Annotated in this window: 19 protein-coding genes and 4 pseudogenes; 4 read left to right on the top strand and 19 right to left on the bottom strand. The window is 50.3% G+C overall.

Annotation, left to right across the window (positions count from 1 at the left end; all coding sequences use genetic code 11):
* Positions 1–38 precede the first annotated feature (38 nt).
* The 10 genes and pseudogenes from HV334_RS19510 to proB form a co-directional block, all read right to left on the bottom strand.
* Complete coding sequence (locus HV334_RS19510) at positions 39–734, bottom strand: fimbria/pilus periplasmic chaperone (protein ID WP_181220805.1); 696 nt, start codon at positions 732–734, stop codon at positions 39–41.
* Entirely contained in the window at positions 731–2,347 is a 1,617-nt protein-coding gene (locus HV334_RS19515) for a fimbrial protein (RefSeq protein ID WP_181220806.1), read from the bottom strand. Before HV334_RS19515 ends, HV334_RS19510 begins: the two co-directional genes overlap by 4 nt.
* Positions 2,348–2,351: 4 nt before the next feature.
* Positions 2,352–4,589, bottom strand: a pseudogene (locus HV334_RS19520) (CS1-pili formation C-terminal domain-containing protein); the annotation flags it as partial.
* Positions 4,590–4,604: 15 nt separating this feature from the next.
* Positions 4,605–5,302, bottom strand: a protein-coding gene (locus HV334_RS19525) for an IS1-like element IS1B family transposase (protein WP_095033700.1) whose coding sequence is annotated in 2 segments (ribosomal slippage) — positions 4,605–5,053 and positions 5,053–5,302 — 699 coding nt in all. Because the reading frame shifts where the segments join, the coding sequence is not laid out codon by codon here.
* Between the two features lie 46 nt (positions 5,303–5,348).
* A pseudogene (locus HV334_RS19530) lies at positions 5,349–5,621 on the bottom strand (fimbrial biogenesis outer membrane usher protein); the annotation flags it as partial.
* 47 nt (positions 5,622–5,668) lie between these two features.
* Positions 5,669–6,346 (bottom strand): annotated as a pseudogene (locus HV334_RS19535) (hypothetical protein).
* Positions 6,347–6,399: 53 nt separating this feature from the next.
* Positions 6,400–6,987: a common pilus major fimbrillin subunit EcpA gene (locus tag HV334_RS19540; RefSeq protein WP_046276283.1), complete on the bottom strand. Its 588-nt coding sequence runs from the start codon at positions 6,985–6,987 to the stop codon at positions 6,400–6,402.
* A gap of 595 nt (positions 6,988–7,582) precedes the next feature.
* Positions 7,583–8,302: a Crp/Fnr family transcriptional regulator gene (locus HV334_RS19545; RefSeq protein WP_103765892.1), complete on the bottom strand. Its 720-nt coding sequence runs from the start codon at positions 8,300–8,302 to the stop codon at positions 7,583–7,585.
* Between the two features lie 281 nt (positions 8,303–8,583).
* On the bottom strand, positions 8,584–9,837 hold the full coding sequence (gene proA / locus HV334_RS19550; protein ID WP_181220807.1) for a glutamate-5-semialdehyde dehydrogenase: 1,254 nt from the start codon (positions 9,835–9,837) through the stop codon (positions 8,584–8,586).
* An 11-nt stretch (positions 9,838–9,848) separates the two neighbouring features.
* Entirely contained in the window at positions 9,849–10,952 is a 1,104-nt protein-coding gene (gene proB, locus HV334_RS19555; RefSeq protein WP_003031373.1) for a glutamate 5-kinase, read from the bottom strand.
* A gap of 289 nt (positions 10,953–11,241) precedes the next feature.
* Between proB and phoE the strand changes: the two genes are divergently transcribed.
* Positions 11,242–12,297: a phosphoporin PhoE gene (phoE, locus tag HV334_RS19560; protein ID WP_016151867.1), complete on the top strand. Its 1,056-nt coding sequence runs from the start codon at positions 11,242–11,244 to the stop codon at positions 12,295–12,297.
* Positions 12,298–12,354: 57 nt separating this feature from the next.
* Here the strand turns inward: phoE and crl are convergent, their stop codons facing one another.
* The 3 genes from crl to gpt all read right to left on the bottom strand — a co-directional run bounded on the left by crl (position 12,355) and on the right by gpt (position 14,615).
* Positions 12,355–12,756, bottom strand: a complete 402-nt coding sequence (gene crl, locus HV334_RS19565; RefSeq protein WP_016151866.1) for a sigma factor-binding protein Crl — start codon at positions 12,754–12,756, stop codon at positions 12,355–12,357.
* A 57-nt stretch (positions 12,757–12,813) separates the two neighbouring features.
* The gene (gene frsA / locus HV334_RS19570) at positions 12,814–14,058 is read right to left on the bottom strand and encodes an esterase FrsA (protein WP_016155767.1); all 1,245 of its coding nucleotides are present in this window, start codon (positions 14,056–14,058) and stop codon (positions 12,814–12,816) included.
* Positions 14,059–14,156: 98 nt separating this feature from the next.
* A complete protein-coding gene (gpt, locus tag HV334_RS19575) occupies positions 14,157–14,615 on the bottom strand; it encodes a xanthine phosphoribosyltransferase (protein ID WP_003031380.1) in 459 nt (152 codons plus the stop codon).
* A gap of 261 nt (positions 14,616–14,876) precedes the next feature.
* On the opposite strand from gpt, the gene pepD reads away from it, so the two are divergent.
* Complete coding sequence (pepD, locus tag HV334_RS19580) at positions 14,877–16,334, top strand: cytosol nonspecific dipeptidase (RefSeq protein WP_016151863.1); 1,458 nt, start codon at positions 14,877–14,879, stop codon at positions 16,332–16,334.
* 53 nt (positions 16,335–16,387) lie between these two features.
* Here the strand turns inward: pepD and dinB are convergent, their stop codons facing one another.
* The 3 genes from dinB to lafU all read right to left on the bottom strand — a co-directional run bounded on the left by dinB (position 16,388) and on the right by lafU (position 19,121).
* Positions 16,388–17,443 carry a DNA polymerase IV gene (gene dinB / locus HV334_RS19585; protein ID WP_016155765.1) on the bottom strand — a complete coding sequence of 352 codons (1,056 nt, stop codon included), beginning with the start codon at positions 17,441–17,443 and terminating at the stop codon, positions 16,388–16,390.
* 66 nt (positions 17,444–17,509) lie between these two features.
* A complete protein-coding gene (locus HV334_RS19590; RefSeq protein ID WP_181220808.1) occupies positions 17,510–18,151 on the bottom strand; it encodes a DNA primase in 642 nt (213 codons plus the stop codon).
* Between the two features lie 55 nt (positions 18,152–18,206).
* A complete protein-coding gene (gene lafU, locus HV334_RS19595) occupies positions 18,207–19,121 on the bottom strand; it encodes a putative lateral flagellar export/assembly protein LafU (RefSeq protein ID WP_219916539.1) in 915 nt (304 codons plus the stop codon).
* Here lafU and HV334_RS19600 point away from each other — a divergent pair.
* A pseudogene (locus HV334_RS19600) lies at positions 19,048–20,751 on the top strand (flagellar biosynthesis protein FlhA); the annotation flags it as partial. The gene lafU and the pseudogene HV334_RS19600 overlap by 74 nt on opposite strands.
* 38 nt (positions 20,752–20,789) lie before the next feature.
* On the opposite strand, the gene HV334_RS19605 reads toward HV334_RS19600, so the two are convergent.
* A complete protein-coding gene (locus tag HV334_RS19605; RefSeq protein ID WP_049281680.1) occupies positions 20,790–21,551 on the bottom strand; it encodes a C40 family peptidase in 762 nt (253 codons plus the stop codon).
* Between the two features lie 349 nt (positions 21,552–21,900).
* Here HV334_RS19605 and dpaA point away from each other — a divergent pair, with 349 nt between their 5' ends.
* Positions 21,901–22,641 carry a peptidoglycan meso-diaminopimelic acid protein amidase gene (dpaA, locus tag HV334_RS19610; RefSeq protein WP_016151817.1) on the top strand — a complete coding sequence of 247 codons (741 nt, stop codon included), beginning with the start codon at positions 21,901–21,903 and terminating at the stop codon, positions 22,639–22,641.
* Here dpaA and HV334_RS19615 read toward each other — a convergent pair.
* Positions 22,612–23,379 (bottom strand): class II glutamine amidotransferase, encoded by a 768-nt coding sequence (locus HV334_RS19615; RefSeq protein ID WP_016151816.1) that lies wholly within the window; start codon positions 23,377–23,379, stop codon positions 22,612–22,614. The two genes, dpaA and HV334_RS19615, sit on opposite strands and share 30 nt — an antisense overlap.
* 149 nt (positions 23,380–23,528) lie before the next feature.
* Positions 23,529–24,107 carry a D-sedoheptulose 7-phosphate isomerase gene (gene lpcA, locus HV334_RS19620; RefSeq protein WP_103776897.1) on the bottom strand — a complete coding sequence of 193 codons (579 nt, stop codon included), beginning with the start codon at positions 24,105–24,107 and terminating at the stop codon, positions 23,529–23,531.
* Positions 24,108–24,246 lie beyond the last annotated feature (139 nt).

The raw sequence follows: 24,246 nt of genomic DNA on the forward strand, positions 1-24,246 counted from the left end.
TATCTAACCATGACATATCGGATCAGAATTAATGTTTACTATTGATTGAGTTTGAAGCACCCCTGACCTACTGGTATGTATTTCTGCAATGCAACGATAAATTTCCGGTTTTTTGATTTCAATTCGCTACTACGCCAGGTTTCACCCGGCAACACATAACGCATGGTGGCTTCATCATCGGTTGAGTTGCACCCCAGGTGTACGATGATTTTAAAAAAAGTATTCCCGGTGTTTTTCAGTGTTCCGTTTGCCTCATCAATGGTGTAGGCCAGATTCATTTTTCTCGGGCGAACAACCAATATGGTGTCCATAGCGATCACCGGGAGAGCCTGCCCTCCTTTCCCTTGATTACGCTCGGTAAACAGCGTTATCGGCATTTCACGAAACAGAATTCGGTAATAGCGTTCTTTATCATCCTGCGGTCCACGGTAGAAAATCTTAAAAAACTCACTCGCCTGCGGAGCCAGTGAAAAATTCAGCGGCGTAAACAGAAGTTCGCCTTCAGCAATGGCACTTCTGTTTTCACCTCCCGGTCCGGGCTTATCAATTTTTACTGCGCCAATACTGTACAAATTCTGTTTCTGGCTATCGTTATAGATCCGTTTGCTGATAAATGATTTATCCGATGGCATCTCATAAATGATCGACTCCAGGTAGACAGCCTGTGCGGAGAATATAGTCAACCCGGAAAGTAAGATAAATACCCATCTAAACACCAAACGGCAGCGGTTCATGGCGTCACTCCCACCCAATTCGCCGTGACTTTTATCTCTCCACTAGCACTGACAACACCTTCCCAATCTGTTCCGGAAACAGTTAACATCGACCGTGAATCATTCATTGGGAAAAGCAGTTTCAAATCAGTAGTATAATAGCTTCCATCGTCATTGTTATTTGCGTCCCAGGGCGTCTGTTGCCACTGCGCATCGCTCATATTGATTGCTGCTTCACTACAGCTATTTCGTTTCTTCACCACGCCCCCCGACTGACTGTTGTACTGCAGAAAGGCGGGGATTGGGACTGACAGCCCGCCTTGAGGGGAGGTAAACAGACAGTAAGGCACACTGTTTATTGTCGTACTTTCTCCGATAACTTGCGCGGTAATGCTATCAGCCTGACGAGGACCGGAGACTGTCACGGTGTAATCTATTTCTATAGGAGCGGCGTCGCCAATCGTGCCACTGCCGCTCGCAGAAGCGGTGTTGTCTGAAGAGACGATACTGATCCCATACTCCTTCGGCACAATATTGATCTGTAGCGAAGGCGTAAACTGGTAGTGCCCTGACTCAGGTGTTAAGCCATTATAAAAACCGAAGGTAAACGGTTGAGTGTTAGTAATGCTGATTCCTGAATCGACGAGTTTTTTCAGGAATACCTTTGACAGAAAAATATATATGTACTCTCCAGAGGTCGTGAAAACGTTGTAATAAGCAGTTGAAGTACCATAGTTATACCAGTTTGAACCATTCCCGGAGTATTTCACGGTGGCCGGTCCAGGCGTAAAACCAAGCATCGCCGTGTCGACATAAGCGCGAAACGTCAGAGAGGCGGTCAGATTGGCGGTTTGTTGCAGGTTATAATTTACCATTTTGCAAATCACGCCGTCTTCTCTGCCTACCACGCCAAGCTCGCAATAACCAGAGTCTTTGGTGATGCTCGGCGTACCGTCGCTGGCAACCCAAAGTTCCTGAAATGCATTAGTCGATACCAGTGACAGATGACCACGTTTGGTTAACGTATAATTGACGTAATTCCATAATCCTTTCGATTGATCTTTGCAACGTTGCCCGGAAGAATAATCATAATCTACGGAAGTATAACAACGGTTGAACACATAGGTTTCGCTGCTACCGGTAGGCACATTGCGAAAGTACTCATAGGCAGTATCCGTCAGGGAAGCGAATCCGTAGGCGCCACCAATAACACCTGCGACAGATCCCACCTGCGCATGATAAAAACCGTTTTTATCAGTGCCTTGCCCGGCAATAAATCCAGTTGATGGACACTGGCTGCCGCTATAACAACGGATCCCCCGAAAAGGCCCGTTAATCGGGGAATTATCAATCCACATGTCCTGATAATAATTTCCTGGCGCAGTCCAGATGACAAAACCTAAATACCCGAGACTCACCTGAGAGGTACCGTATTTTATCCATGTGTTTGAACCGCTGAAACGCGGATCGAGTGCGGAGGGGGTGATAAAGTATTCACTATCAATGGCATTTTCAATAAACAAATAGTTATTACTGACTGAGCCGGAAGATACTGCATTTAAAGCCAAAGCAGGCGCAGGCGTGAAACTCCCCACGGCACAGATTACAGTAGCTACTTTAATTAATACTTTCATTTTATTACCTCTGCGCCATCGTGGTTTGCGTGGCACATTTCACATCACCAACCCACGCTGCGCCGCGTGCTTTTTCCAAATCGAGATCGGCTTCGCATAGGCTGCCATTGGCTGAAATTAACGTGATGACTGGATACTTCTTATCGATATCGATAGCAAACTCCCCTTTTTCATCCGTACGCGTTTTACCGATGTGATTATGAATATCGGTGTTTGCAGCCAACTGCCCATCGGGATAACGAATACGTCCGAATACGGTGACCATACTTTTCACTTCAGGGTTGATAACACCCACGTTACCCGGATATAGCGTCAGTTCCTGTTTGCGCCCTGAAACAATATCAAAGCTGTCTTCAGAGTTTTTATCATTGAGGATCTCCAGCTTGTACTGAGCATAAGGCGGCAGTGCAATGAAATTGGATTTACCGCTGAGAAGATAATTTCGGTTATTAATCTTCGCAGCCAGTTTCCCTTCGCCGGTCAAATCGGTTTTCACAATAATGCCTGACCTTTGCCTCTCTTTACTCAGACCGAAATCTTTTCCTGCCCACGCCAGGGAACCTTGAGAAGAGAAGTTCATATTGGTGGAGTTGTCCGCAGAACGCGTTACCGATACGGTGCCGGCGTTATATTTCGTGTCATAACTCAGATTGCCGTTTACCGAGTAATTATTGTCGTAATACTGCTCGCCACTCAGGCGTGTCGAAGCCGACAATCCGACCGATTTAATGGGGCCTTCAGCATACTGCTTGCGCGCGCTGAGATTACCCTGAGTGCTGCCATAGCGATCCCGGGAGACGCCCATGCTCATCCAGGACGCCAACGGCAACGATAAATCCAGGCTGACATAACGTTCCTGTCGCCCATCGTCATTCCGGTTGTTGTAGTAATAACGCTGAATACCTGCGCGCAACCCAACCGTGGCATACTTGCCTGAATAAAGGTTCGTGCTGTAGTCCAGGTTACGGTATTTATTTCCCGAGTAGCGATTCTCCGTCTGACTCACGGTAAGCGAGCCGCCATGAGGAATAAACTTCCCCAGGTTAAGAGTGCCACCAATGGAATAATTGTCACGCTCCTGCATGGGCAGACGGTCGCCAATTTTACTGTCTTCACGAGATGCCCAAAGGGAACCATATCCCTCGGGGATATTGAGATTGATATTACTGATGTTTCGCCATGACGAATCGTTCGCTACCAGCGTCTGATTGCCAATGCTTACGTATTCATTCACATTGAGCGTGACATCCGTTTCATTAACCGCATTGTTGCCAAAACCGTAGAGCGTAGATTTCAGGCCCAGCCCCGACAATATAGCCAGCGTCACCGATGCGGCACCGCCGGCAATCCAGGTCTGCTCATTGCCTAAATCCTGATAGTGGTTTCGCTTATAACTCACACGGTCATAATCCAGTGAGCCACCAAACAGTTGCCATGAGAGCTGATCAATTCCGGCAGCCTGCTGGCGGGCAAAGATTTTATTAACCCGACTGATACGACTATTAATTGTCCGGCCATTGACCACGATATCTACCGTGACGTCATAAACACCATACGGGAAACGACTGGTATCAATTTCATAACTGCCCATATTAAAGTTCTGTACGCTGAGCAAACGCCCGTCACGAAATACATGAACCTCGCCAGCGGCTGGCAAAAATACGGTAATTGGCGTGAGCGAAAGCGAGGTATTCTCAACAACCGTACTTCCTTTGTTTCCGTAGCTTACGCCGTAAATTTTCCCACCATTCAGCGCATTCAGGCTGGCAATAGACTGGACATTCCAGGTGTCGAGCATCCCGAGCGCCAGTCGATATCCGTCATAATCACGCTCATACATCGCGCGATAGAGTTTACTGGTGCTGTTGCTGTCGCCTATGCCGTAAAACGAACCGTTAATGTTGACATGGTGTTCACGCAGCGATGTTGTATTGTCCATCGTCAGATAGCTGCGGGTACTGCTGCCGTTATGATAATCGTTGTAGTAGGTGCCAAAGTTATAGTTCAGGACGTTAGAGAGAGTCTCCACGCTGGAAGGTCCAAGCAGGCTGCTGCGTGCGACAATCGCTTCAGTTAACGCATCTTTGCTGACAATCATCTCCAGGTGAAATGAGGAGACGTTGAGTTGCAGACGTGCATCATTAGATAGCTCGATATTGGTGTTATCGTGAAACTTCACATCACGAATTTTTTCCACCAACGCGCGGGTTTTTCCAGATAACACGGCATTATTGGGCAATTCGGTAATGACTCCAACTTATTGATAGTGTTTTATGTTCAGATAATGCCCGATGACTTTGTCATGCAGCTCCACCGATTTTGAGAACGACAGCGACTTCCGTCCCAGCCGTGCCAGGTGCTGCCTCAGATTCAGGTTATGCCGCTCAATTCGCTGCGTATATCGCTTGCTGATTACGTGCAGCTTTCCCTTCAGGCGGGATTCATACAGCGGCCAGCCATCCGTCATCCATATCACCACGTCAAAGGGTGACAGCAGGCTCATAAGACGCCCCAGCGTCGCCATAGTGCGTTCACCGAATACGTGCGCAACAACCGTCTTCCGGAGCCTGTCATACGCGTAAAACAGCCAGCGCTGGCGCGATTTAGCCCCGACGTATCCCCACTGTTCGTCCATTTCCGCGCAGACGATGACGTCACTGCCCGGCTGTATGCGCGAGGTTACCGACTGCGGCCTGAGTTTTTTAAATGGCGGAAAATCGTGTTGAGGCCAACGCCCATAATGCGGGCGGTTGCCCGGCATCCAACGCCATTCATGGCCATATCAATGATTTTCTGGTGCGTACCGGGTTGAGAAGCGGTGTAAGTGAACTGCAGTTGCCATGTTTTACGGCAGTGAGAGCAGAGATAGCGCTGATGTCCGGCAGTGCTTTTGCCGTTACGCACCACCCCGTCAGTAGCTGAACAGGAGGGACAGCTGATAGAAACAGAAGCCACTGGAGCACCTCAAAAACACCATCATACACTAAATCAGTAAGTTGGCAGCATCACCGGGCAATTCAGCAAGAGTCAGGGCTTTAACCGTAATATTGCCATCAACAAGGGAAATCACCGCATCGGCAACTTTTTGCTGACTTTTCTCGTCAGTCTCGTTGTAACGAATATATACCGGCACCGTCATTCCCTGCTCCAGTGAACGGGCGAAAGCGCTGGGGATAACGTAATTACCCACTTTTACTGGGGCTGCATGTGAAAATCCTGGTGTCAGCGCAAGAAAAAGACAAATGCTACCGCCGACAATATTTGTTGTTGTCATCTGCATCCTTACATTCCGGTAATTTTATTTATCCCTGCTATTGACCATCACTTCACTGTAATAAACTGCTTACCGTGCCAGATACCGATGCGTGAACGGCTATTACTAATGTCGGTAAACTGTAATTTTATTTTTGTACCCGGCATAATGTAATAACGTTCGCGACAGCCTCGTCCCCGATCGCGAGCCTTATCTTTACAAGCCCCATAGGCGATCACACGAAACGAAACATTGCCGGTATTGGTAATAACATCGCCATTTCGGCTATATTCAAAACGCTCCTTGCGCGGCGCGACTACCAAAATAGTGCCAATTTCAGCCGACGCTGTTGCAACAGCCATTTTATTCGCCCGGGTTTCCGCGCTCTCGGTGATCGGCTCATCTATCCATTGCAGACGATAATAACGCTCGACATCATCTGCAGGTCCTTTATAAAAGAAACGAAAAACATCCTTCGCCTGACCTGGAAGAATAAGATTGGCAGGTGTAGAGAGTAATTCTCCGGAATTAACGGGCTTTATTTCGATTCACCCCGCCAAAGGTGATGACAATTGTTTTACCGAAACACTGACATAACGCGCCGCATCTGTCGTATTGATAATTTCTTTCGATAATGAACTCTCAGCAGAAGTCATGATCGATGTGATTTCACCAACATTAATTGCCCATCCGGGAAAAGATGCTACTAACCCTACCAACATCGCTGCCGGTAAATATTTTTTCATGACACCATTCCTGATAAATTCGGGAGAACAAATTCTCCCGAATTTTTTATTACTTAGGCAGACGGAGTCGTCCAGGTTGCATTGAACTGTACTTTTACATCGCCAGTCCAATAGCCGTCTGGCAGTGCAGAGTAATCTGCTACTGTCTGACTACCATCAGAAGTCGCTGACGCGATGGTGAATTTGAAGTTGGATTGATCGCTGACACGATCGGCACCGTTATAAGCGCCATCAGCCATCAAGCTTTCAAGACCAGAAGTGGAGCTGGAGTTAACAAGGACAGTATCTGATGAATTAGTCAGCGCAGTGCCATTCCATGCCACCCCTACGTTCAGGGTAGAAGCATCACCACTGGCGTTGATCAGAGTGTTACTAATAATCTGAGCAGTCAGTTCAAAATCAGTTGCCGTCTCCTGACCCTGAATCGTCACATCAAAAGCACCGTCCTGAGAGTTGAAGGCATTCAGCCCTTCAGCATACTGGAAAGTTAAAGAGTTCAGCGGGGTGACAACCAACATGCTGGTGGTATCTTTCGTTGCCGTCGCGTCCCACGAGGCTGTTGCAGAAGCAGTAACATCTGCCATTGCATTTGCTGCAACAAATACAGAAGCCAGAGATGTTACTAATAATATTTTTTTCATTTTATCTTCTCCTAAGAACAAACTCACCACCGAGTCTTATTATTAAGTCACTCCAGCGGTTCCATTAATTGCGAGCCAGAATTGCCGCGCCAGAAAATTATCATTTGGATTAAGTAACATCTCAACAAACCCTAAAACGTAAAAATTACAAAAAACTAAGAATTTTCCTATAAAAAACATTATATAAGAAGTTTCCTAAGATATAATTACTTAAAATATGTACATTTTTAGAATTATTATCCACACAAACAATAAAAACCAAACAATTCATCTTTTTTAAGTTTTTGATAAATATCAAAAAGATCATACAAATAGCCCAGGAGTAAAACCCTTAAAAAACATAAAGATAATTAACATCCACATACTCTCTCTATAATGTTTATTATTTGTTGCAATCATGCTAATTTTTTAACTTCACAAGAAAATTCTCATGAAATATTTATTTAAGGGGGAATATTCTTATAAAAATAGCGCTGACCTGTAGGATTATCATTCGAATTGATAATTATTCCACATAAATAAAACCAGGAATTTTCTATATAAAATGAATATTCCTGGAATATCAAGAGATAAATAACGCACGGCAAAGATAGCGTTAGCTGAAACCTTTTAACCCCAAATAACTATTAATTGTTACCGTACGGACCCGATGTAAGCTAATCAACTTTTGTTGTTCGAGGGATTTTAATGAGCGGCTAACGGTTTCAATTTTAAGATCGAGATAACTGGCAATTTCCTCCCGCGAGAATGGCAAGCGAAGCGTCGTTTCAGGCCTGCCAATACGTAAATGCATTTCGTAAAACTCCACGAGGAAAGCAGCGATTCTGGCCTCAGCATGTTTATTGGCATAACGCCGTAGTTTTTCAACAATGAATCCATTGTCCCTGCAGAGAAACTTGATGACTGCCGCTGCAACCGACGGCTCCTTTTCTGCTGCCTTGAACAACCGCGCAATATCGATATGACATACCTCCGCAGCCGTTGCAGCCTTGATCGTTGTCAGATACTTCCCCCCCTCAACAGCATCCAGCGCCATGATGTCTCCCGGAACATAAAAGCGACTGATAAAATCGTTATCACCACATTCCACGCTGGACGTGCAGTACCCCTCGTGAATAACAAAAAGCATGTCCGCGGCTCCATCCTGGCGGGCGAGTATCTCCCCCGCTTTAAACTTCCTTCTTTTGTCTATTAATCGGTATTGATTATCACGATCAATCGCCGCTCCCTTTGGACACAGTGAACAATGGCGGGGGGGAAACGGGTTGCCGAGTGGCACAACAGGAATGCTATGTTTGTGAATATCCGATTTCACGCAACTACTCCTCATAAAAATGAGACTGATTCTAATAGATTGGACCATAGGAACAATACGTGAGCCGCAGACCCAGAAAATTCATGCTGGTAGGGAAAATTCTGTGATACGTCGCCTTTTCGACGCCGGGGAGCACATGGCTAAAAACCAGACTGATGCGGATGATGATAAAACACAGGATAGAAAACAAATGCGGTAGCGGGGTAAAGACTAGAATTAACCGAGCAATGCCTTAACAGACCTGAAAATCATAGACCTATTATGGCATCGCCCGTTTTCAATTACGCGCGAATCGTGTCGTCACCGAAGCCAACCCACTTATAGGTGGTCAGTGCTTCCAGACCCATTGGGCCGCGCGCGTGCAGTTTTTGCGTACTCACTGCCACTTCCGCCCCCAGTCCGAACTGGCCGCCATCGGTAAAACGAGTAGAGGCGTTAACGTACACGGCAGAAGAGTCCACTTCATTCACGAAACGATCGGCGTTACGCAGGGTGCGCGTCAGGATGGCATCGGAATGCTGGGTCCCATGCTCGCGAATGTGGGTGATAGCATCGTCCAGATCGGTAACGATTTTCACGTTCAGATCCAACGACAGAAACTCGTCGTCATACTCTTCGGCTTTCACCGCAACCACGTTAGCGGGCCCTGCCTGCAATGTGGCCAGCGCGATGTCGTCGGCATGCAGCGTGACGCCACTTTGTGCCATCTGCTGGCTCAGCGCAGGCAGAAAACGCGCAGCGATATCCTGATGCACCAGCAGGGTTTCTACGGTGTTACAGGTGCTCGGACGCTGGGTTTTGGCGTTGACGATAATCTTCAGCGCCGGGTCGATCTCCGCGCTATCATCAACATAAATATGACAGACCCCAATGCCGCCGGTGATGACCGGGATAGTCGACTGCTCACGGCACAGCTTATGCAGACCCGCGCCACCGCGAGGGATCAGCATATCAATGTACTTAACCATACGCAGCATTTCAGCGACCAGCGCGCGGTCCGGGTTATCTATCGACTGCACGGCTGCAGCGGGTAAACCACAGGCTTCCAGCGCCTTTTGGATAACCGCCACGGTTGCCGCATTCGTTCGGTACGTCTCTTTCCCACCGCGCAGGATCGCCGCATTACCGGTTTTCAGGCACAGGGAAGCAACGTCAACGGTGACATTTGGACGCGCTTCATAAATCACGCCAATCACGCCCAGCGGAACGCGACGACGTTCGAGACGCAGGCCGCTATCCAGCAGACCGCCGTCAATCACCTGCCCGACCGGGTCGGCGAGATTACATACCTGACGCACATCGTCGGCAATCGCTTTCAGACGCGCCGGAGTCAGCGCCAGGCGGTCGAGCATCGCGTCGCTCAGGCCGTTGGCTCGCGCTTGCTCAACATCTTGTACGTTCGCGCTGAGGATGCTTTCCGTTTGCGCTTCCAGCTCATCAGCTATCGTTTCCAGTACGCGGTTTTTTTCGCGACTGGAGAGCAGCGCCAGCTTGTATGACGCAGCTTTGGCAGCAATGCCCATTTGTTCCAGCATATGCCTGTTCCTTAACGGGTAATCATGTCGTCGCGATGGACAGCAACCGGACCGTATTCGTAGCCCAGGATGGTGTCGATCTGTTGTGAGTGATGTCCGGCAATACGGCGCAGCGCATCGCTGTTATAGCGGGTAACGCCGTGGGCAATATCGCGCCCTTCGAGATTGCAGATGCGGATCACTTCACCACGAGAGAAGTTGCCTGTCACGCTTTTAATGCCTTTTGGCAGTAATGAACTGCCACGCTCCAGAATCGCTGCGGTCGCACCCTCATCAACGGTAATTTCCCCGGCAGGCGGTGCGCCGAAGATCCAGCGTTTACGGTTCTCCAGCGGAGAGGCCTGAGCATGAAAACGCGTCCCAACGGAAACGCCTTCCATCACGTCGCCAATTACGCCCGGCTTGCTGCCTGCGGCAATAATGGTGTCAATCCCGGCGCGGCATGCAACATCAGCGGCCTGCAGTTTAGTTCCCATACCGCCGGTTCCCAGACCCGAGACGCTATCACCGGCAATGGCGCGCAGCGCATCATCAATACCGTGAACGTCTTTGATCAGCTCAGCCTGCGGGTTGGTGCGCGGATCGGCGGTAAACAGCCCTTGCTGATCGGTCAGCAGCAGCAGCTTATCGGCCCCGGCCAGAATCGCCGCCAGCGCAGAAAGGTTGTCGTTATCACCGACTTTAATTTCGGCGGTCGCTACGGCGTCGTTCTCATTAATGACAGGAACGATGTTGTTATCCAGCAGCGCGCGTAGCGTATCGCGGGCGTTAAGGAAGCGCTCTCTGTCTTCCATATCCGCACGCGTTAGCAGCATCTGTCCGATGTGAATACCGTAAATCGAGAACAACTGTTCCCATAGTTGAATCAATCGGCTCTGCCCTACCGCCGCCAACAGCTGTTTCGAGGCTATCGTTGCCGGGAGCTCAGGGTAACCCAGATGCTCACGTCCGGCGGCAATCGCGCCCGAGGTAACGATAACAATACGATGCCCTGCGGCATGGAGCTGCGCACACTGGCGAACCAGTTCTACGATGTGGGCGCGGTTCAGGCGGCGCGATCCGCCCGTTAACACACTGGTGCCAAGTTTTACCACCAGCGTCTGGCTGTCACTCATGATTCTCTGCCATTCAAAATTGGGGAAAATGATATCAAACGAACGTTTTAGCAGGACTGGCCCCGGTTGCCAACAACCAGCGCACAAAGCATGAAATTTTATTGCGCAGGATCAGCAAGCGTAGCGGCAGATTTTGACGCATTTATTACAGAAATAAAAAAACATCCTTTTTTAAAAATATTCTTACTTTGTCATAAAACGTTCATTACCAGACGTTAAAAACCCTCCTGTCTTTTAACGGGGATCACACCCAGTGAATATTAGCGCGTACTTTTAATCAGGAATGAAAATGAAAAAGAGCACTCTGGCATTAGTGGTGATGGGTATTACTGCGTCGGCATCCGTACAGGCAGCGGAAGTGTATAACAAGAACGGTAATAAACTGGACCTGTACGGCAAAGTAAAAGCCATGCATTACATGACGGATTATGACAGCAAAGACGGCGACCAGAGCTATATCCGTTTAGGTTTTAAAGGCGAAACGCAAATTAACGATGAACTGACGGGATATGGCCGCTGGGAAGCAGAGTTCGCCGGCAATAAAGCCGAAAGCGACTCAAACCAGCAAAAAACCCGTCTGGCCTTTGCCGGTCTGAAATTAAAAAACCTTGGCTCGTTTGATTACGGTCGTAACCTCGGCGCGCTGTACGACGTGGAAGCGTGGACCGATATGTTCCCGGAATTCGGCGGCGACTCCTCCGCGCAGACCGATAACTTTATGACCAAACGCGCCAGCGGCCTGGCGACCTACCGTAACACCGACTTCTTCGGCGTCGTGGATGGTCTGGATCTCACCCTGCAATACCAGGGGAAAAATCAGGACCGCGATGTGAAAAAACAAAACGGCGACGGTTTTGGTACTTCCGTTACCTATGACTTTGGCGGCAGCGATTTCGCGGTGAGCGGTGCGTATACCAACTCCGATCGTACCAACCAGCAGAATCTGCAAACGCGCGGGACAGGCGATAAAGCAGAAGCCTGGGCGACCGGTTTAAAATATGATGCAAACGATATTTATATTGCGACGTTCTATTCTGAAACGCGCAATATGACGCCAATTTCCGGCGGCTTCGCCAATAAAACACAGAACTTCGAAGCGGTAGTTCAGTACCAGTTTGACTTTGGTCTGCGTCCGTCACTGGGTTATGTGCTGTCAAAAGGGAAAGATATTGAAGGCGTAGGCAATGAGGATCTGGTGAATTATATCGACGTTGGCGCAACATACTATTTCAACAAAAATATGTCCGCGTTTGTCGATTATAAAATCAACCAGCTCGATAGCGACAATAAACTGGGCATCAACAATGATGATATCGTTGCTGTCGGTATGGTTTATCAGTTCTGATGTAGCATAAAAAAATGCCGGATGGGGTTGCGCCGCCATCCGGCATTTTACTGTTCATTATGCCGTTAATTTAACCGGTTCATCGTTAAAATCGTCAGCAGGCTCCAGCGCCAGATTCAGCGACGTTAACAACCCACGTAATTTTTCATGAAATTCACGTAAGGTGTATTCCAGTCGCTCTACCACTTCAGTCTCTTTCACCGGCACAGCAGTCCAGTTCCCGTCTTTATCGAACAAGCCAAACTGGTAGCTGTACGTGAAGCGTTTTTCCTGCGCCTCCAGTTCCATCCACCAGCCCCAAAACTCGCGTTTCTCTGGGGCGGGTTTCACATTGACGCAAACAGCCAGACAATCGAAAAAAAACCGATTATCTTCGCACTGCCCTTCCCGGATGTACGGGCCAAGCGCGGTGAATTTCTTGATCAATCTACTTTTCGGATGCCCACTCGGTAACGTCATTACGATCTCCTTAGGTGAAGCACCTGTTTTACCAAATCGATAAAATTTAGCAAACTTTTAACACAATCTCTGATTGATCCAACCGGTTATTTCCTGCAGCCCTTTGTCAAAATTGCGATACACCGGGTTGAATGGAATCTCCAGCAACTTACCGTCAGAAGATGAAGAAGTGATTAAACGCGACTCCTCTTCCGGGCTAAACGGATCGTTTTTCCAGAACCCCGACAGCATTGGCGTCGGGCAGCGTCGGCCCAGCAGGCCCTGCACTTTTAATGAATAGCGATTAAGCTCAACGCGCAACGCTTCATCGGATGCGTCGTGCATTCCCAAACGACTGGCCAGAACGTCAAGGTACATTTCCGGGACGCTTGCCTGGCGCTGCGGGTCACTAAGCAGCGCATGAACCACCGGCCCCAAACAGGCCACCGCCTTCAGACGTGATGATTCCAGATACGCCAGGCGTACTGCCACGTTGGCGCCAAAGCGGAAGCCGAAGGCCGCCACACGGGTGTGATCCACCCACGGAACATTCGGCAGCGCTTTTAATACGTGCTGATGCAGCAGGCTGGAGTCCTGGGTCAGTTTCCATTTTGACGAGAACCCGACCGACGGCATATCCAGCGTCAGCATGGCAATACCGCGCGGGGCAAAGTAGCGCTCATACAGAGTGTAATAATCCGTTTGCATGGAATCGAGGCCTCCGCACATCAGCACCGTCGGGAACGGACCGTCGCCTTTTGGCATATGCAGGAAGCCGGTAATCGGCGCGCCGCCGGTAACGGCAAATTCCATCTCACGCAGCGTGCCCGGCAGACGCTGTGCGGCCTCTTCATAGGCGCGATTGGCCAGAGCCTGCGCCTGCTCTGCCAGCTCATCGCCTTTTAAGTGCGGATAAGCAGCGATGTTGTAGAGCGTGGAAGCATGCAGCCAGTGGCGTCCGCTCACCTGCGGATCCTCTTCCATAGAGGCTTTCTGTTGCCAGTCCATCGCCTGCTTCGCCCACTCGTAAATCCAGTTTCCGCCGCGATAGCCGATAACCGTGTCGTAGAGCTCTTTATCAGTGCGTTCGGCTTCGCTCATGACGATACGTGCCTGCACTTCGAGGATTTCGCGCGGATCGACGCCACGCCAGATCCACATCAGGCGATTCACCATGCGGTACCAGTGCGGGATGGTTTTGCCATCCAGGGTCGATTGTACGGACGGCTGCGCGCCGTGATTAAAACGACGAACCAGCGTTGACGTTTCAGGGTGTTTGAAGCGGGGTTTAAACAGGACTTCGCTGAGGTTAGCCTGTGACATGATTGCAGCCTCCATGAGTACTCACTAAGGCATAGTGTAACCTGACACAGCACAAAAAGAACAACGCCCGACAGTGCGGGCGTTGAAAACTTTTTAGATTAGCGACCCGAGATCGGCGGAACGAACACTACGCCCATATCCCACGGCTGCTCAATCCAGGTATCCTGAGGGATATCAACAACATAATCATTCACCAGCGGGCGACCTGCCGGCTTAGCGAAAATAGTGACGAAATGCGCTTTAGGGTACATTTCGCGGATCGCTACGGCGGTACCACCGGTGTCAACCAGGTCATCAATTACGATGAAACCTTCACCGTCGCCTTCGGCACGCTTCAGCACTTTCAGTTCGCGCTGGTTGTCGTGATCGTAGCTGGAGATGCATACGGTATCGACATGACGAATACCCAATTCACGCGCCAGCAATGCGCCCGGCACCAGACCACCACGGCTAACGGCAATAATGCCTTTCCATTGTTCAGAAGGCATCAGGCGGCTTGCCAGTTTACGTGCATGGATCTGCAACATGTCCCAGGTGACGACGTATTTTTCGCTCATGTGAAGTGTCCCAGCCTGTTTATCTACGGCTTAAAAAGTGTTCGAGGGGGAAATAGGTTGCGCGAGATTATAGAGATCTGACGCACTAAAAACCAGTGTTTCGCGGAATCCGCGCCTCTTTTTGCATGCTTTATGCTAGCCGTCAGCGGAGAAAGTGGTATTCTCAATCGCATCGCGCAAGCCTGACTTGTGATGTTTTTAATTCTGCTAACCCTGTGGCCTGCAAGCAAGTTTTGTAGGACATCGCCAAGGAGACTCAACGTGTCTGAACTGTCTCAGTTATCCCCGCAACCGCTGTGGGATATTTTTGCCAAAATCTGTTCTATTCCTCATCCGTCCTACCATGAAGAGCAGCTCGCTGAACACATTCTGAGCTGGGCCCAAGAGAAAGGTTTCCACGTCGAGCGCGATCAGGTCGGTAATATCCTGATTCGCAAACCCGCTACCGCAGGAATGGAAAACCGCAAGCCGGTCGTTCTGCAAGCGCACCTGGATATGGTCCCGCAGAAAAATAACGACACCGTGCACGACTTCACTAAAGATCCTATCCAGCCTTATATTGACGGCGAATGGGTAAAAGCCCGTGGCACCACGCTGGGTGCGGATAACGGCATCGGTATGGCGTCCGCACTGGCCGTTCTGGCTGATGACAACGTGGTACACGGTCCGCTCGAAGTGCTGCTGACCATGACCGAAGAAGCAGGTATGGATGGCGCGTTTGGTCTGCAGGCTAACTGGCTGCAGGCAGATATCCTGATCAACACCGACTCTGAAGAAGAAGGTGAGATCTATATGGGTTGCGCAGGCGGTATCGACTTTACCTCTAACCTGCCGCTGTCCCGTGAAGCAATCCCGGCTGGCTTCCAGAGCTTTAAGCTGACGTTGAAAGGCCTGAAAGGCGGTCACTCCGGTGGCGAAATCCACGTTGGTCTCGGTAACGCTAACAAGTTGCTGGTACGCTTCCTGGCGGGTCACGCTGAAGAGCTGGATCTGCGTCTGGTTGATTTCAACGGCGGTACGCTGCGCAACGCGATTCCGCGTGAAGCCTTTGCCACCCTCGCAGTGGCGGCAGATAAAGTTGATGCGTTAAAAGCGCTGGTCAACACCTACCAGGAAATCCTGAAAAACGAACTGGAAGCCAAAGAGAAGAACCTGGCTCTGCTGCTGGATGCCGTTACTCACGACAAAGCCGCGCTGACCACTCAGTCTCGCGACAGCTTCGTACGTCTGCTGAACGCCACCCCGAACGGTGTTATCCGCAACTCAGACGTAGCCAAAGGCGTGGTAGAAACCTCCCTGAACGTCGGCGTTGTAACCATGACTGACGACAACGTTGAAATTCACTGCCTGATCCGTTCTCTGATCGACAGCGGTAAAGACTACGTGGTGAGCATGCTGGATTCACTGGGTAAACTGGCTGGCGCGAAAACCCAGGCCAAAGGCGGATACCCTGGCTGGCAACCGGATGCTAACTCTCCGGTTATGCACCTGGTTCGCGAAACCTACCAGCGTCTGTTCAACAAAACGCCAAACATCCAGATCATTCACGCCGGTCTGGAATGTGGCCTGTTCAAGAAACCGTATCCGGAAATGGACATGGTTTCCATCGGGCCAACCATCACCGGTCCGCACTCCCCGGATGAGCAGGTTCATATCGAAAGCGTTGGTCACTACTGGACACTGCTGACTGAACTGCTGAAGTCGATTCCGGCGAAGTAAGATTCTGCGCTAAATGCCGGATAGCGCTGCGCTTATCCGGCAATCCATCAGAGTCACAGCCCCAACAGCAGCTGTCTTTCCAGTTGGGGATCCAGCAGCGTGACGTGTAATCCCACCAGCCTCACGCCTCGCCCTCCCCGACGTTCTTCCCAGGTTTTACGCGCCGTCGCAATTAAGTCATCTTTATTTAAGCGCGGCCAGACGTGCTCCTGCGTGGTCTGCTGAAAATCATTAAACTTGAGTTTTATCCCCTGGCGAGCGATAAGGAGATCCGGCTTTACCTTGGCCAGACGCCGTTCCAGTTCGGGATAAAGCCGCTCAATAATCGCCTCACACTCTGACCACTCATGAATATCTTCCGCCAGCGTGCGCTCCACGCCGACGGATTTGCGCAGTCTGTCGTTGTTAACGTCCCGCTCGTCAATGCCCTGGCTTCGCTCCCACAGCACGCGACCAAACTTACCAAAACGTTTGAGCAGCATTGCCAGGTCGTATTTTTGAACATCCTCGCAGGTACGCAATCCCATTGATTCCAGCTTCGCGGCGGAGACTTTGCCGACGCCGGGAATTTTGCCGAGCGGTAACGTTTTGAGAAATTCAGGAACATCGGCAGGGGTAATTACATATTGCCCGTTGGGCTTGTTGAGATCGGAGGCTATTTTTGCCAAAAATTTAACCGGCGCAATCCCGGCAGAAGCGGTTAGCTGCAGCTCGTTAAAAATCGTCTGGCGGATCTCCTGGGCGATCAGCGTGGCAGAACCGTGGCAGTGGGTGCTGTCGGTTACATCCAGATAGGCTTCATCCAGCGACAGGGGTTCAATCAGCGAGGTATAGCGCGAGAAAATCGCCTGAATCTGGCGGGAGGCTTCTTTGTAGGCCTCGTAGCGACCGGGTAATAAGGTAAGATGCGGGCATAGCTTTAACGCCATTCCCGTTGGCATCGCGCTACGCACGCCAAATTTGCGCGCCGGGTAATTGGCTGTACTGATAACCCCCCGGCGCTCCCGGCTGCCGCCGATGGCAATGGGAATGTCACGCAGAGCGGGGTTATCGCGCATTTCCACCGCTGCGAAAAAGCAGTCCATATCAACATGTATGATTTTGCGCATCACTCGCCTCCCACAACACTGTTTAAGTATACAGTATTTTTATAGTGTGAGAAGTATGATTATTCCTTACGCCGGACCATTCATGACGAAGCGGGCATCGCACAGGTAACGCACAATATCCTTTTTCGTATGTTCTGCGGGATTACCCGCCGTACTGACAAACAGTTTATTCACTTTGCGAACATTTGCCCGCAGCAGTTTTTCGACTGTCATCAGGCGGAAGGCATCATTTTCAACGCAGAAAAGCTCGTAGTCGCCCAGACGTTCACCACAAATTTCACAGTGATTCATCCAGTAACGTAGCCCGGTGGTTTTACTTTTATCGAGGTAGTAATTGCTGGCTTTGATGTTCTTTTTTATCTCTTCAGGCAGAGAATTAATGTGGAACAAAAAGCTGTTACGCCTGACCGACTGCCAGCCCTGACCATCCTGATTTTTCTTAATAAAGCGGGTAAACATCACGCCATGGATGCGGGTAATTTGGTGGCAGCTCCAGCAGTGCATCTTCGAGGTAATCACCAGATAGTACGGCGCGACAATATTAAAATTGTCGGTGTCGTAGACATAGTCACGAAGCGCCCCGTTTAGCTCGTGGGGTTCGGTGTACCAGATACCTGAGACCTTGTCGAAATGCGCCCCCTGACAGGCTACATCGGTGACGTTATCAGTATGAATCTCCAATGGAATAATATGGGTTACATCTATCACATTGCCTTCCTGAGGAATAAATTGCCCCCACATTGCGTGGGGGACGGGAACAGAATTAATGAGTGACGGGAGCAGATTGCTGACGTAAAGAAGTCACCTGCTTTTGCTTGTCCAGCTTATCCACCAGCGGTTGCACAACCTTCTCTCCCTGCTGGCCAAAATATTGATACAACGTATCGGAAGCGCTTTGCGTCAGCACCATGATCTCAATGCGACGGTTCCCGGCACTTTCCGGGTTTTTCGCATCCAGCAGCATTTGGTCCGCCATCGCGCTGACCTGCATGACTTTATTCTGCGGCATTCCGGCATCCTCCAGCACGCGTCGCGCCGACAAAGCGCGGTCGCCGGAGAGGTTCCAGTTGTTGTAAATGTTACTCTTATAGCTCATCGCGTCTGTATGCCCGGTGATGATTATCTTGTTATCCAGCGAGTCAAACACGGGAGTCAGTTCAACCAGCAGCGATTTAAAGAACGGCATAATCCTGGCGCTACCGCGCTCAAACATATTGCGATTCTGGTCATCTTTAATCAGTACGCGCAGCCCCTGAGGAACAATCTCCATCTCGAGGTTAGTTTCCATATGCGCATTGCGGGCGATAACGTTAATGTCGGTCGCCAGTTCGCCCAATTCGCGGGCTGATTTTTGTTTCAGCAGCACCGCTTTTTCATTCACATCCAGCGCCTTTTTCGCGTTCTCTTCCGTAATTTTCGCCGTCTCCTGCGGGTTGACGGTTTTATCGAGTCTGTTGCGCGTGACGTTTTTCTTCTGCGCTCCCGGCGCTATCGGCTGCTTGCCCAGCTTATTTAACGGCGCCATACCGCCACCGTTAAAGATTGACTGACCATGCAGCGCCGCCACGATATTTTCGCGGTCAGCTTTACTGACGCTGTTCACAATCAACTTTATCGTGGTTACCAAGGGTGCCGAGCGTATCTCCGAGGTTTCGGCCCGCTTTACGCTGGACGCCATGCCCGGGAAGCAGATGGCGATCGATGCCGATCTGAACGCAGGCCTGATTAATCAGGCCCAGGCGCAGGCGCGACGTAAAGATGTGGCGGGCGAAGCGGATTTCTATGGCGCAATGGACGGTGCGTCGAAGTTCGTGCGCGGTGATGCCATCGCCGGGATGATGATCCTGGCCATCAACCTGATAGGCGGCGTCTGTATCGGTATTTTTAAATACGATTTAAGCGCCGAAGCCGCCTTCCAGCAATACGTACTGATGACCATCGGCGACGGTCTGGTCGCCCAGATCCCGTCTCTGCTGCTGTCGACGGCGGCGGCGATTATCGTTACACGCGTGAGCGACAGCGGTGATATCGCCACAGACGTGCGTAGCCAACTGCTGGCCAGCCCCTCCGTACTCTATACCGCCACCAGCATTATGTTTGTACTGGCGGTGGTACCGGGAATGCCGCACTTCCCGTTTCTGGTGTTCAGCGCCCTGATGGGTTTCACCGCCTGGCGTATGAGCAAGCGCCCGAAGGTGGCTGAAACTGAAGAGAAAAATCTTGAGACGCTGACCAAAACCATCGTTGAAACCACCGAGCAACAGGTCAGTTGGGAAACTATCCCTTTGATTGAGCCAATCAGCCTGAGCCTGGGGTACAAGCTGGTATCGCTGGTAGACAAATCCAAAGGGAATCCGCTCACCCAACGTATTCGCGGTGTACGGCAGGTTATCTCAGACACTAACGGCGTGCTGCTCCCGGAAATTCGCATCCGCGAAAACTTCCGTCTAAAACCGACCCAGTACGCCATTTTTATCAATGGGATCAAGGCTGATGAGGCAGATATTCCTTCAGATAAACTGATGGCGCTGCCCTCCAGTGAAACGTATGGCGAGATCGATGGTGTGTTAGGCCACGATCCGGCCTATGGTATGCCGGTGACGTGGATTGTCCCGGCGCAAAAAGCCAAAGCGCTAAATATGGGGTATCAGGTCATTGATAGTGCCAGCGTCATTGCGACGCATGTAAATAAGGTCATTCGCAACTTTATTCCCGACCTGTTTAACTACGATGATATTACCCAACTGCATAACCGCCTCTCTTCGATGGCCCCCCGTCTGGCGGAAGATCTGAGCGCGGCGCTGAATTACAGCCAGCTCTTGAAGGTTTATCGGGCGCTGCTGGTCGAAGGCGTGCCGCTGCGCGATATCGTTACCATTGCCACCGTACTGGTCGCCAGTAGCGCCGTCACTAAAGATCATATTCTGTTGACGGCAGATGTGCGTCTGGCGCTCCGTCGCAGCATTACCCATCCGTTTGTGCGCAAAGATGAGCTGGCGGTCTACACGCTGAATAATGAGCTGGAGAATCTGCTGGCTAATGTAGTGAATCAGGCTCAGCAAAGCGGCAAAGTGGTGCTCGATAGCGTACCGGTCGATCCTAATATGCTGAATCAGTTCCAGACCAATATGCCGCAGATTAAAGAACAGATGAAAGCCGCGGGTAAAGAGCCGGTACTGCTGGTCGCACCGCAGCTACGTCCTCTGCTTGCGCGCTATGCGCGCCTGTTTGCACCAGGCTTACAGGTGTTGTCATATAACGAAGTTCCGGATGAGCTGGAATTAAAGATTATGGGGGCGTTGAGTTAACCCCTGACGAGGCGGTGCCATTCGCACCGCCTTTTTGATTACAGAATGGTATTTTCCGTCAGAATACGACGAGCGCCGAGATAATGATCCTGCCAGAAGTCATCGGATAAATTGCTCACCCGAATCGTTTCTCCCGTACGCGGCGATTCAATAAATTGTCCCTGCCCCAAATAGACGCCCATATGATCGGCAATATCCCGACTGTGAATATGAAAGAACAATAAATCACCACGACGAAGGTCGCGATTAGCGACGATGGTCGCCCGCCGATAGTGATACATTTCATTCGCCGTACGTGGCAATTTTGCTGCCAGAATTTTGTTGTAGGCATAAAAGATCAGCCCGCTACAGTCAAAGCCTTGTTCCGGGCTGGTCCCGCCCCACAAATAGGGTTTACCTAACTGCTGTTCAAGACGGTGGATTGCCACTTCGGTTATGTTGTGCAGATGATCGCTACTGAGAAAATGGTCATTCTCAACCAGCTCCTGCCAGCGTTGATCGCTCGCTTTTAGTGGCCCCGGGAACCACTCCGGGTGCTGTTTAATCAGCGTCCTGTTTTGCTGGCGCAGCGCGCTTTTACTTTGCGCATTACCTTCCACCACATAACTTGCCTGCTTTTTTACCTGCGCGTGGTACTGCTTCAGCAGCCGGGCGCGGTTACGCATGCGTAATTGCGCCGCATAGCTTAAATGGGCGTCAGATAAGAGGGGCTGAACTTTGGCGACAGACGGCGAGGACAACACAACACACAAAGACAGCAGACCCGGCAAAAAGCGTCGGGGCGCAGAGACAAAAGACATGAAAACAACACTACCTAATCAAACACGTTCGCCGCAGTCTACCGCTATTGCCGGGCATTCCATTTTAATATTCGATTATTAAATTATTAATTTTTTAAATTCAATATATTAGGAATTCTGCACTCAGAAGACTTAATGACGTGCGCTAACCCGCAAAATACGTCAGTGTCTGACTGCCTTTAAGCACAATTTTCCGTATAAAGAAAATCTAAAGTGTAAACGCCGCACGAGAGACTTGCGAAAAACTCTCTGGGTGATAATGTGAGCGCTCCAGATCCAGATTTATCCGATTTGGGAATTCTTTTTGCCGTCCTGGCGTGTGTAATCGTTTTATCAAGGAATAAGCAGTATGCGTAAAATCGCATTTTTTCTTGCGATGCTTTTATTGCCGTGCGTTTCATTTGCCGGTTTGCTGAGCAGCAGCAGCCCGACTACGCCTGTCAGCAAAGAATATAAGCAGCAATTAATGGGCTCCCCCGTCTATATCCAGATCTTCAAAGAAGAGCGAACGCTGGATCTGTACGTCAAGATGGGCGAACAGTATCAATTGCTCGACAGCTATAAGATCTGCAATTATTCCGGCGGCTTAGGTCCGAAACAGCGTCAGGGCGATTTCAAAAGCCCGGAAGGGTTTTACAGCGTACAGCGCGGACAGCTGAAACCGGATAGCCGCTTTTATAAAGCGATTAACATTGGTTTCCCTAACGCCTACGACCGCGCACACGGTTATGAAGGTAAATACCTGATGATCCACGGCGCCTGCGTTTCCGTCGGCTGCTACGCAATGACCGACAACGGCATTGATGAGATTTTCCAGTTTGTCACCGGCGCACTGGTGTTTGGGCAGTCCAGCGTGCAGGTTAGCATTTATCCATTCCGCATGACCGATGCCAACATGCAGCGCCATAAGTTCTCGTATTACAAAGAATTCTGGGCGCAGCTAAAGCCTGGCTACGATTACTTTGAACAAACGCGTAAGCCACCGACCGTTTCCGTCGTCGATGGCCGTTACGTTATCAGCAAGCCGTTGAGTCACGAAGTGGTTCAGCCGCAGCTGGCATCAAACTATACGCTCCCCGAGACAAAATAACGCCCACTCGCCTGGCATAATCTTTTGCCAGGTTTCATTGCCGGTTAGCGGCTGAGTGGCAATCACGGTGACCACATCATTGGGTGTGGTCTCTGAGCTAAAATCGATTTCCACATCCTGATCCAGCAGTGTCGCCACGCCAAACGGCGCACGACGGGTGATCCAAAACAGGTTGGTCGAGCAGAAAGCCATCACATAACGCCCGTCAGACAACAGCATGTTGAAGACGCCCTTCTCACGCAATTCTCCTGCCAGCATCGCGATATATTTAAACACTGCCGTCATATTGCCAGGCGTACGCGGATAACGTTCAGTTAGCTTGTGGAGCAGCCAGCAGAAAGCTTTTTCGCTGTCGGTTTCCCCGACCGGGCGGAAATTACCGGTTTCCAGCGATTTATAGCCGCTGAGCTGTCCGTTATGAGCGTACGTCCAGTTACGTCCCCACAGTTCACGCGTAAATGGATGGGTATTTTCCAATGCCACTTCGCCACGATTCGCCTGACGAATATGGGCAATCACGGAACAGGATTTGATGGGATAGTCTTGTACCAGTTTGGCGATAGGCGAATTAAAGCTGGGTTGCGGATCTTTAAACGTACGGCAGCCCTTACCTTCATAAAACGTAATACCCCAGCCGTCTTTGTGCGGCCCGGTACCTCCGCCGCGCTGAACCAGCCCGGTGAAGCTAAAGCAGATATCGGTTGGCACATTGGCGCTCATCCCGAGCAGTTCGCACATACATCACCTCCACAAACGCCTTTAAGCGGGAAGGCGTAATTGTTGCAGCCAGTTTAGATTCGGACAGCGCGCGGAAACCGGAGCGTACACGTAGTACGTGAGGATTTCGGGCACTGCCCGGATTCAAAATGGCAAATAAAATAGCCTTCTTACTTCACCATCTCTTTTTCGATCAACTGGATCAGGATATGGATCACTTTGATATGAATTTCCTGAATACGGTCAGCATAGCCAAAGTGCGGCACGCGAATTTCGATATCCGCACTACCCGCCATTTTGCCGCCATCTTTACCAGTCAGGGTGATGACTTTCATCCCTTTCTCGCGCGCTGCGGCAATCGCTTTAATCACGTTACCGGAGTTACCCGAAGTAGAGATGCCTAACAGGACATCGCCTTCGCGCCCCACGGCTTCAACGTAGCGGGAGAAGACATAATCGTAACCGAAATCGTTGCTGACGCAGGAGATATGGCTGACATCAGAGATAGCGATCGCCGGGTAGCCAGGGCGGTTTTCGCGATAACGTCCGGTCAGCTCTTCGGCGAAGTGCATCGCGTCGCAATGGGAACCGCCGTTACCGCAAGAAAGTACCTTACCGCCAGCTTTAAAGCTGTCTGCCAACAGGACCGCCGCGCGCTGAATGGCGTGAATATTGGCGTCATCTTTAAGAAAATTAGCCAGCGTTTCCGCCGCTTCGTTCAGTTCGTTACGAATAAGATCCTGGTACATGAGGATATCCTTCAGCATGAATGTAAATGACAAGATGCAGTGTACCGGATAGCGCTACCAGCGAGAAGTACAAGCCACAGGAATGGCTGCGGCTTTTGATTTTTTGTGCCGGTTAAAACAGCAACAATGTGAGCTTTGT

It is taken from the genome of Citrobacter sp. RHBSTW-00944, from assembly GCF_013615435.1.
Classification (GTDB): domain Bacteria; phylum Pseudomonadota; class Gammaproteobacteria; order Enterobacterales; family Enterobacteriaceae; genus Citrobacter; species Citrobacter braakii.

What these genes read in the sequence shown, in the direction of transcription:
- HV334_RS19615 (WP_016151816.1), bottom strand. Translation starts at nt 23,379, where the DNA reads ATGTGCGAACTGCTCGGGATGAGCGCCAATGTGCCAACCGATATCTGC.
- dinB (WP_016155765.1), bottom strand. Translation starts at nt 17,443, where the DNA reads ATGCGCAAAATCATACATGTTGATATGGACTGCTTTTTCGCAGCGGTG.
- lafU (WP_219916539.1), bottom strand. Translation starts at nt 19,121, where the DNA reads ATGGCGTCCAGCGTAAAGCGGGCCGAAACCTCGGAGATACGCTCGGCA.
- HV334_RS19540 (WP_046276283.1), bottom strand. Translation starts at nt 6,987, where the DNA reads ATGAAAAAAATATTATTAGTAACATCTCTGGCTTCTGTATTTGTTGCA.
- HV334_RS19605 (WP_049281680.1), bottom strand. Translation starts at nt 21,551, where the DNA reads ATGTCTTTTGTCTCTGCGCCCCGACGCTTTTTGCCGGGTCTGCTGTCT.
- dpaA (WP_016151817.1), top strand. Translation starts at nt 21,901, where the DNA reads ATGCGTAAAATCGCATTTTTTCTTGCGATGCTTTTATTGCCGTGCGTT.
- proA (WP_181220807.1), bottom strand. Translation starts at nt 9,837, where the DNA reads ATGCTGGAACAAATGGGCATTGCTGCCAAAGCTGCGTCATACAAGCTG.
- crl (WP_016151866.1), bottom strand. Translation starts at nt 12,756, where the DNA reads ATGACGTTACCGAGTGGGCATCCGAAAAGTAGATTGATCAAGAAATTC.
- lpcA (WP_103776897.1), bottom strand. Translation starts at nt 24,107, where the DNA reads ATGTACCAGGATCTTATTCGTAACGAACTGAACGAAGCGGCGGAAACG.
- proB (WP_003031373.1), bottom strand. Translation starts at nt 10,952, where the DNA reads ATGAGTGACAGCCAGACGCTGGTGGTAAAACTTGGCACCAGTGTGTTA.
- HV334_RS19515 (WP_181220806.1), bottom strand. Translation starts at nt 2,347, where the DNA reads ATGAAAGTATTAATTAAAGTAGCTACTGTAATCTGTGCCGTGGGGAGT.
- phoE (WP_016151867.1), top strand. Translation starts at nt 11,242, where the DNA reads ATGAAAAAGAGCACTCTGGCATTAGTGGTGATGGGTATTACTGCGTCG.
- HV334_RS19510 (WP_181220805.1), bottom strand. Translation starts at nt 734, where the DNA reads ATGAACCGCTGCCGTTTGGTGTTTAGATGGGTATTTATCTTACTTTCC.
- frsA (WP_016155767.1), bottom strand. Translation starts at nt 14,058, where the DNA reads ATGTCACAGGCTAACCTCAGCGAAGTCCTGTTTAAACCCCGCTTCAAA.
- gpt (WP_003031380.1), bottom strand. Translation starts at nt 14,615, where the DNA reads ATGAGCGAAAAATACGTCGTCACCTGGGACATGTTGCAGATCCATGCA.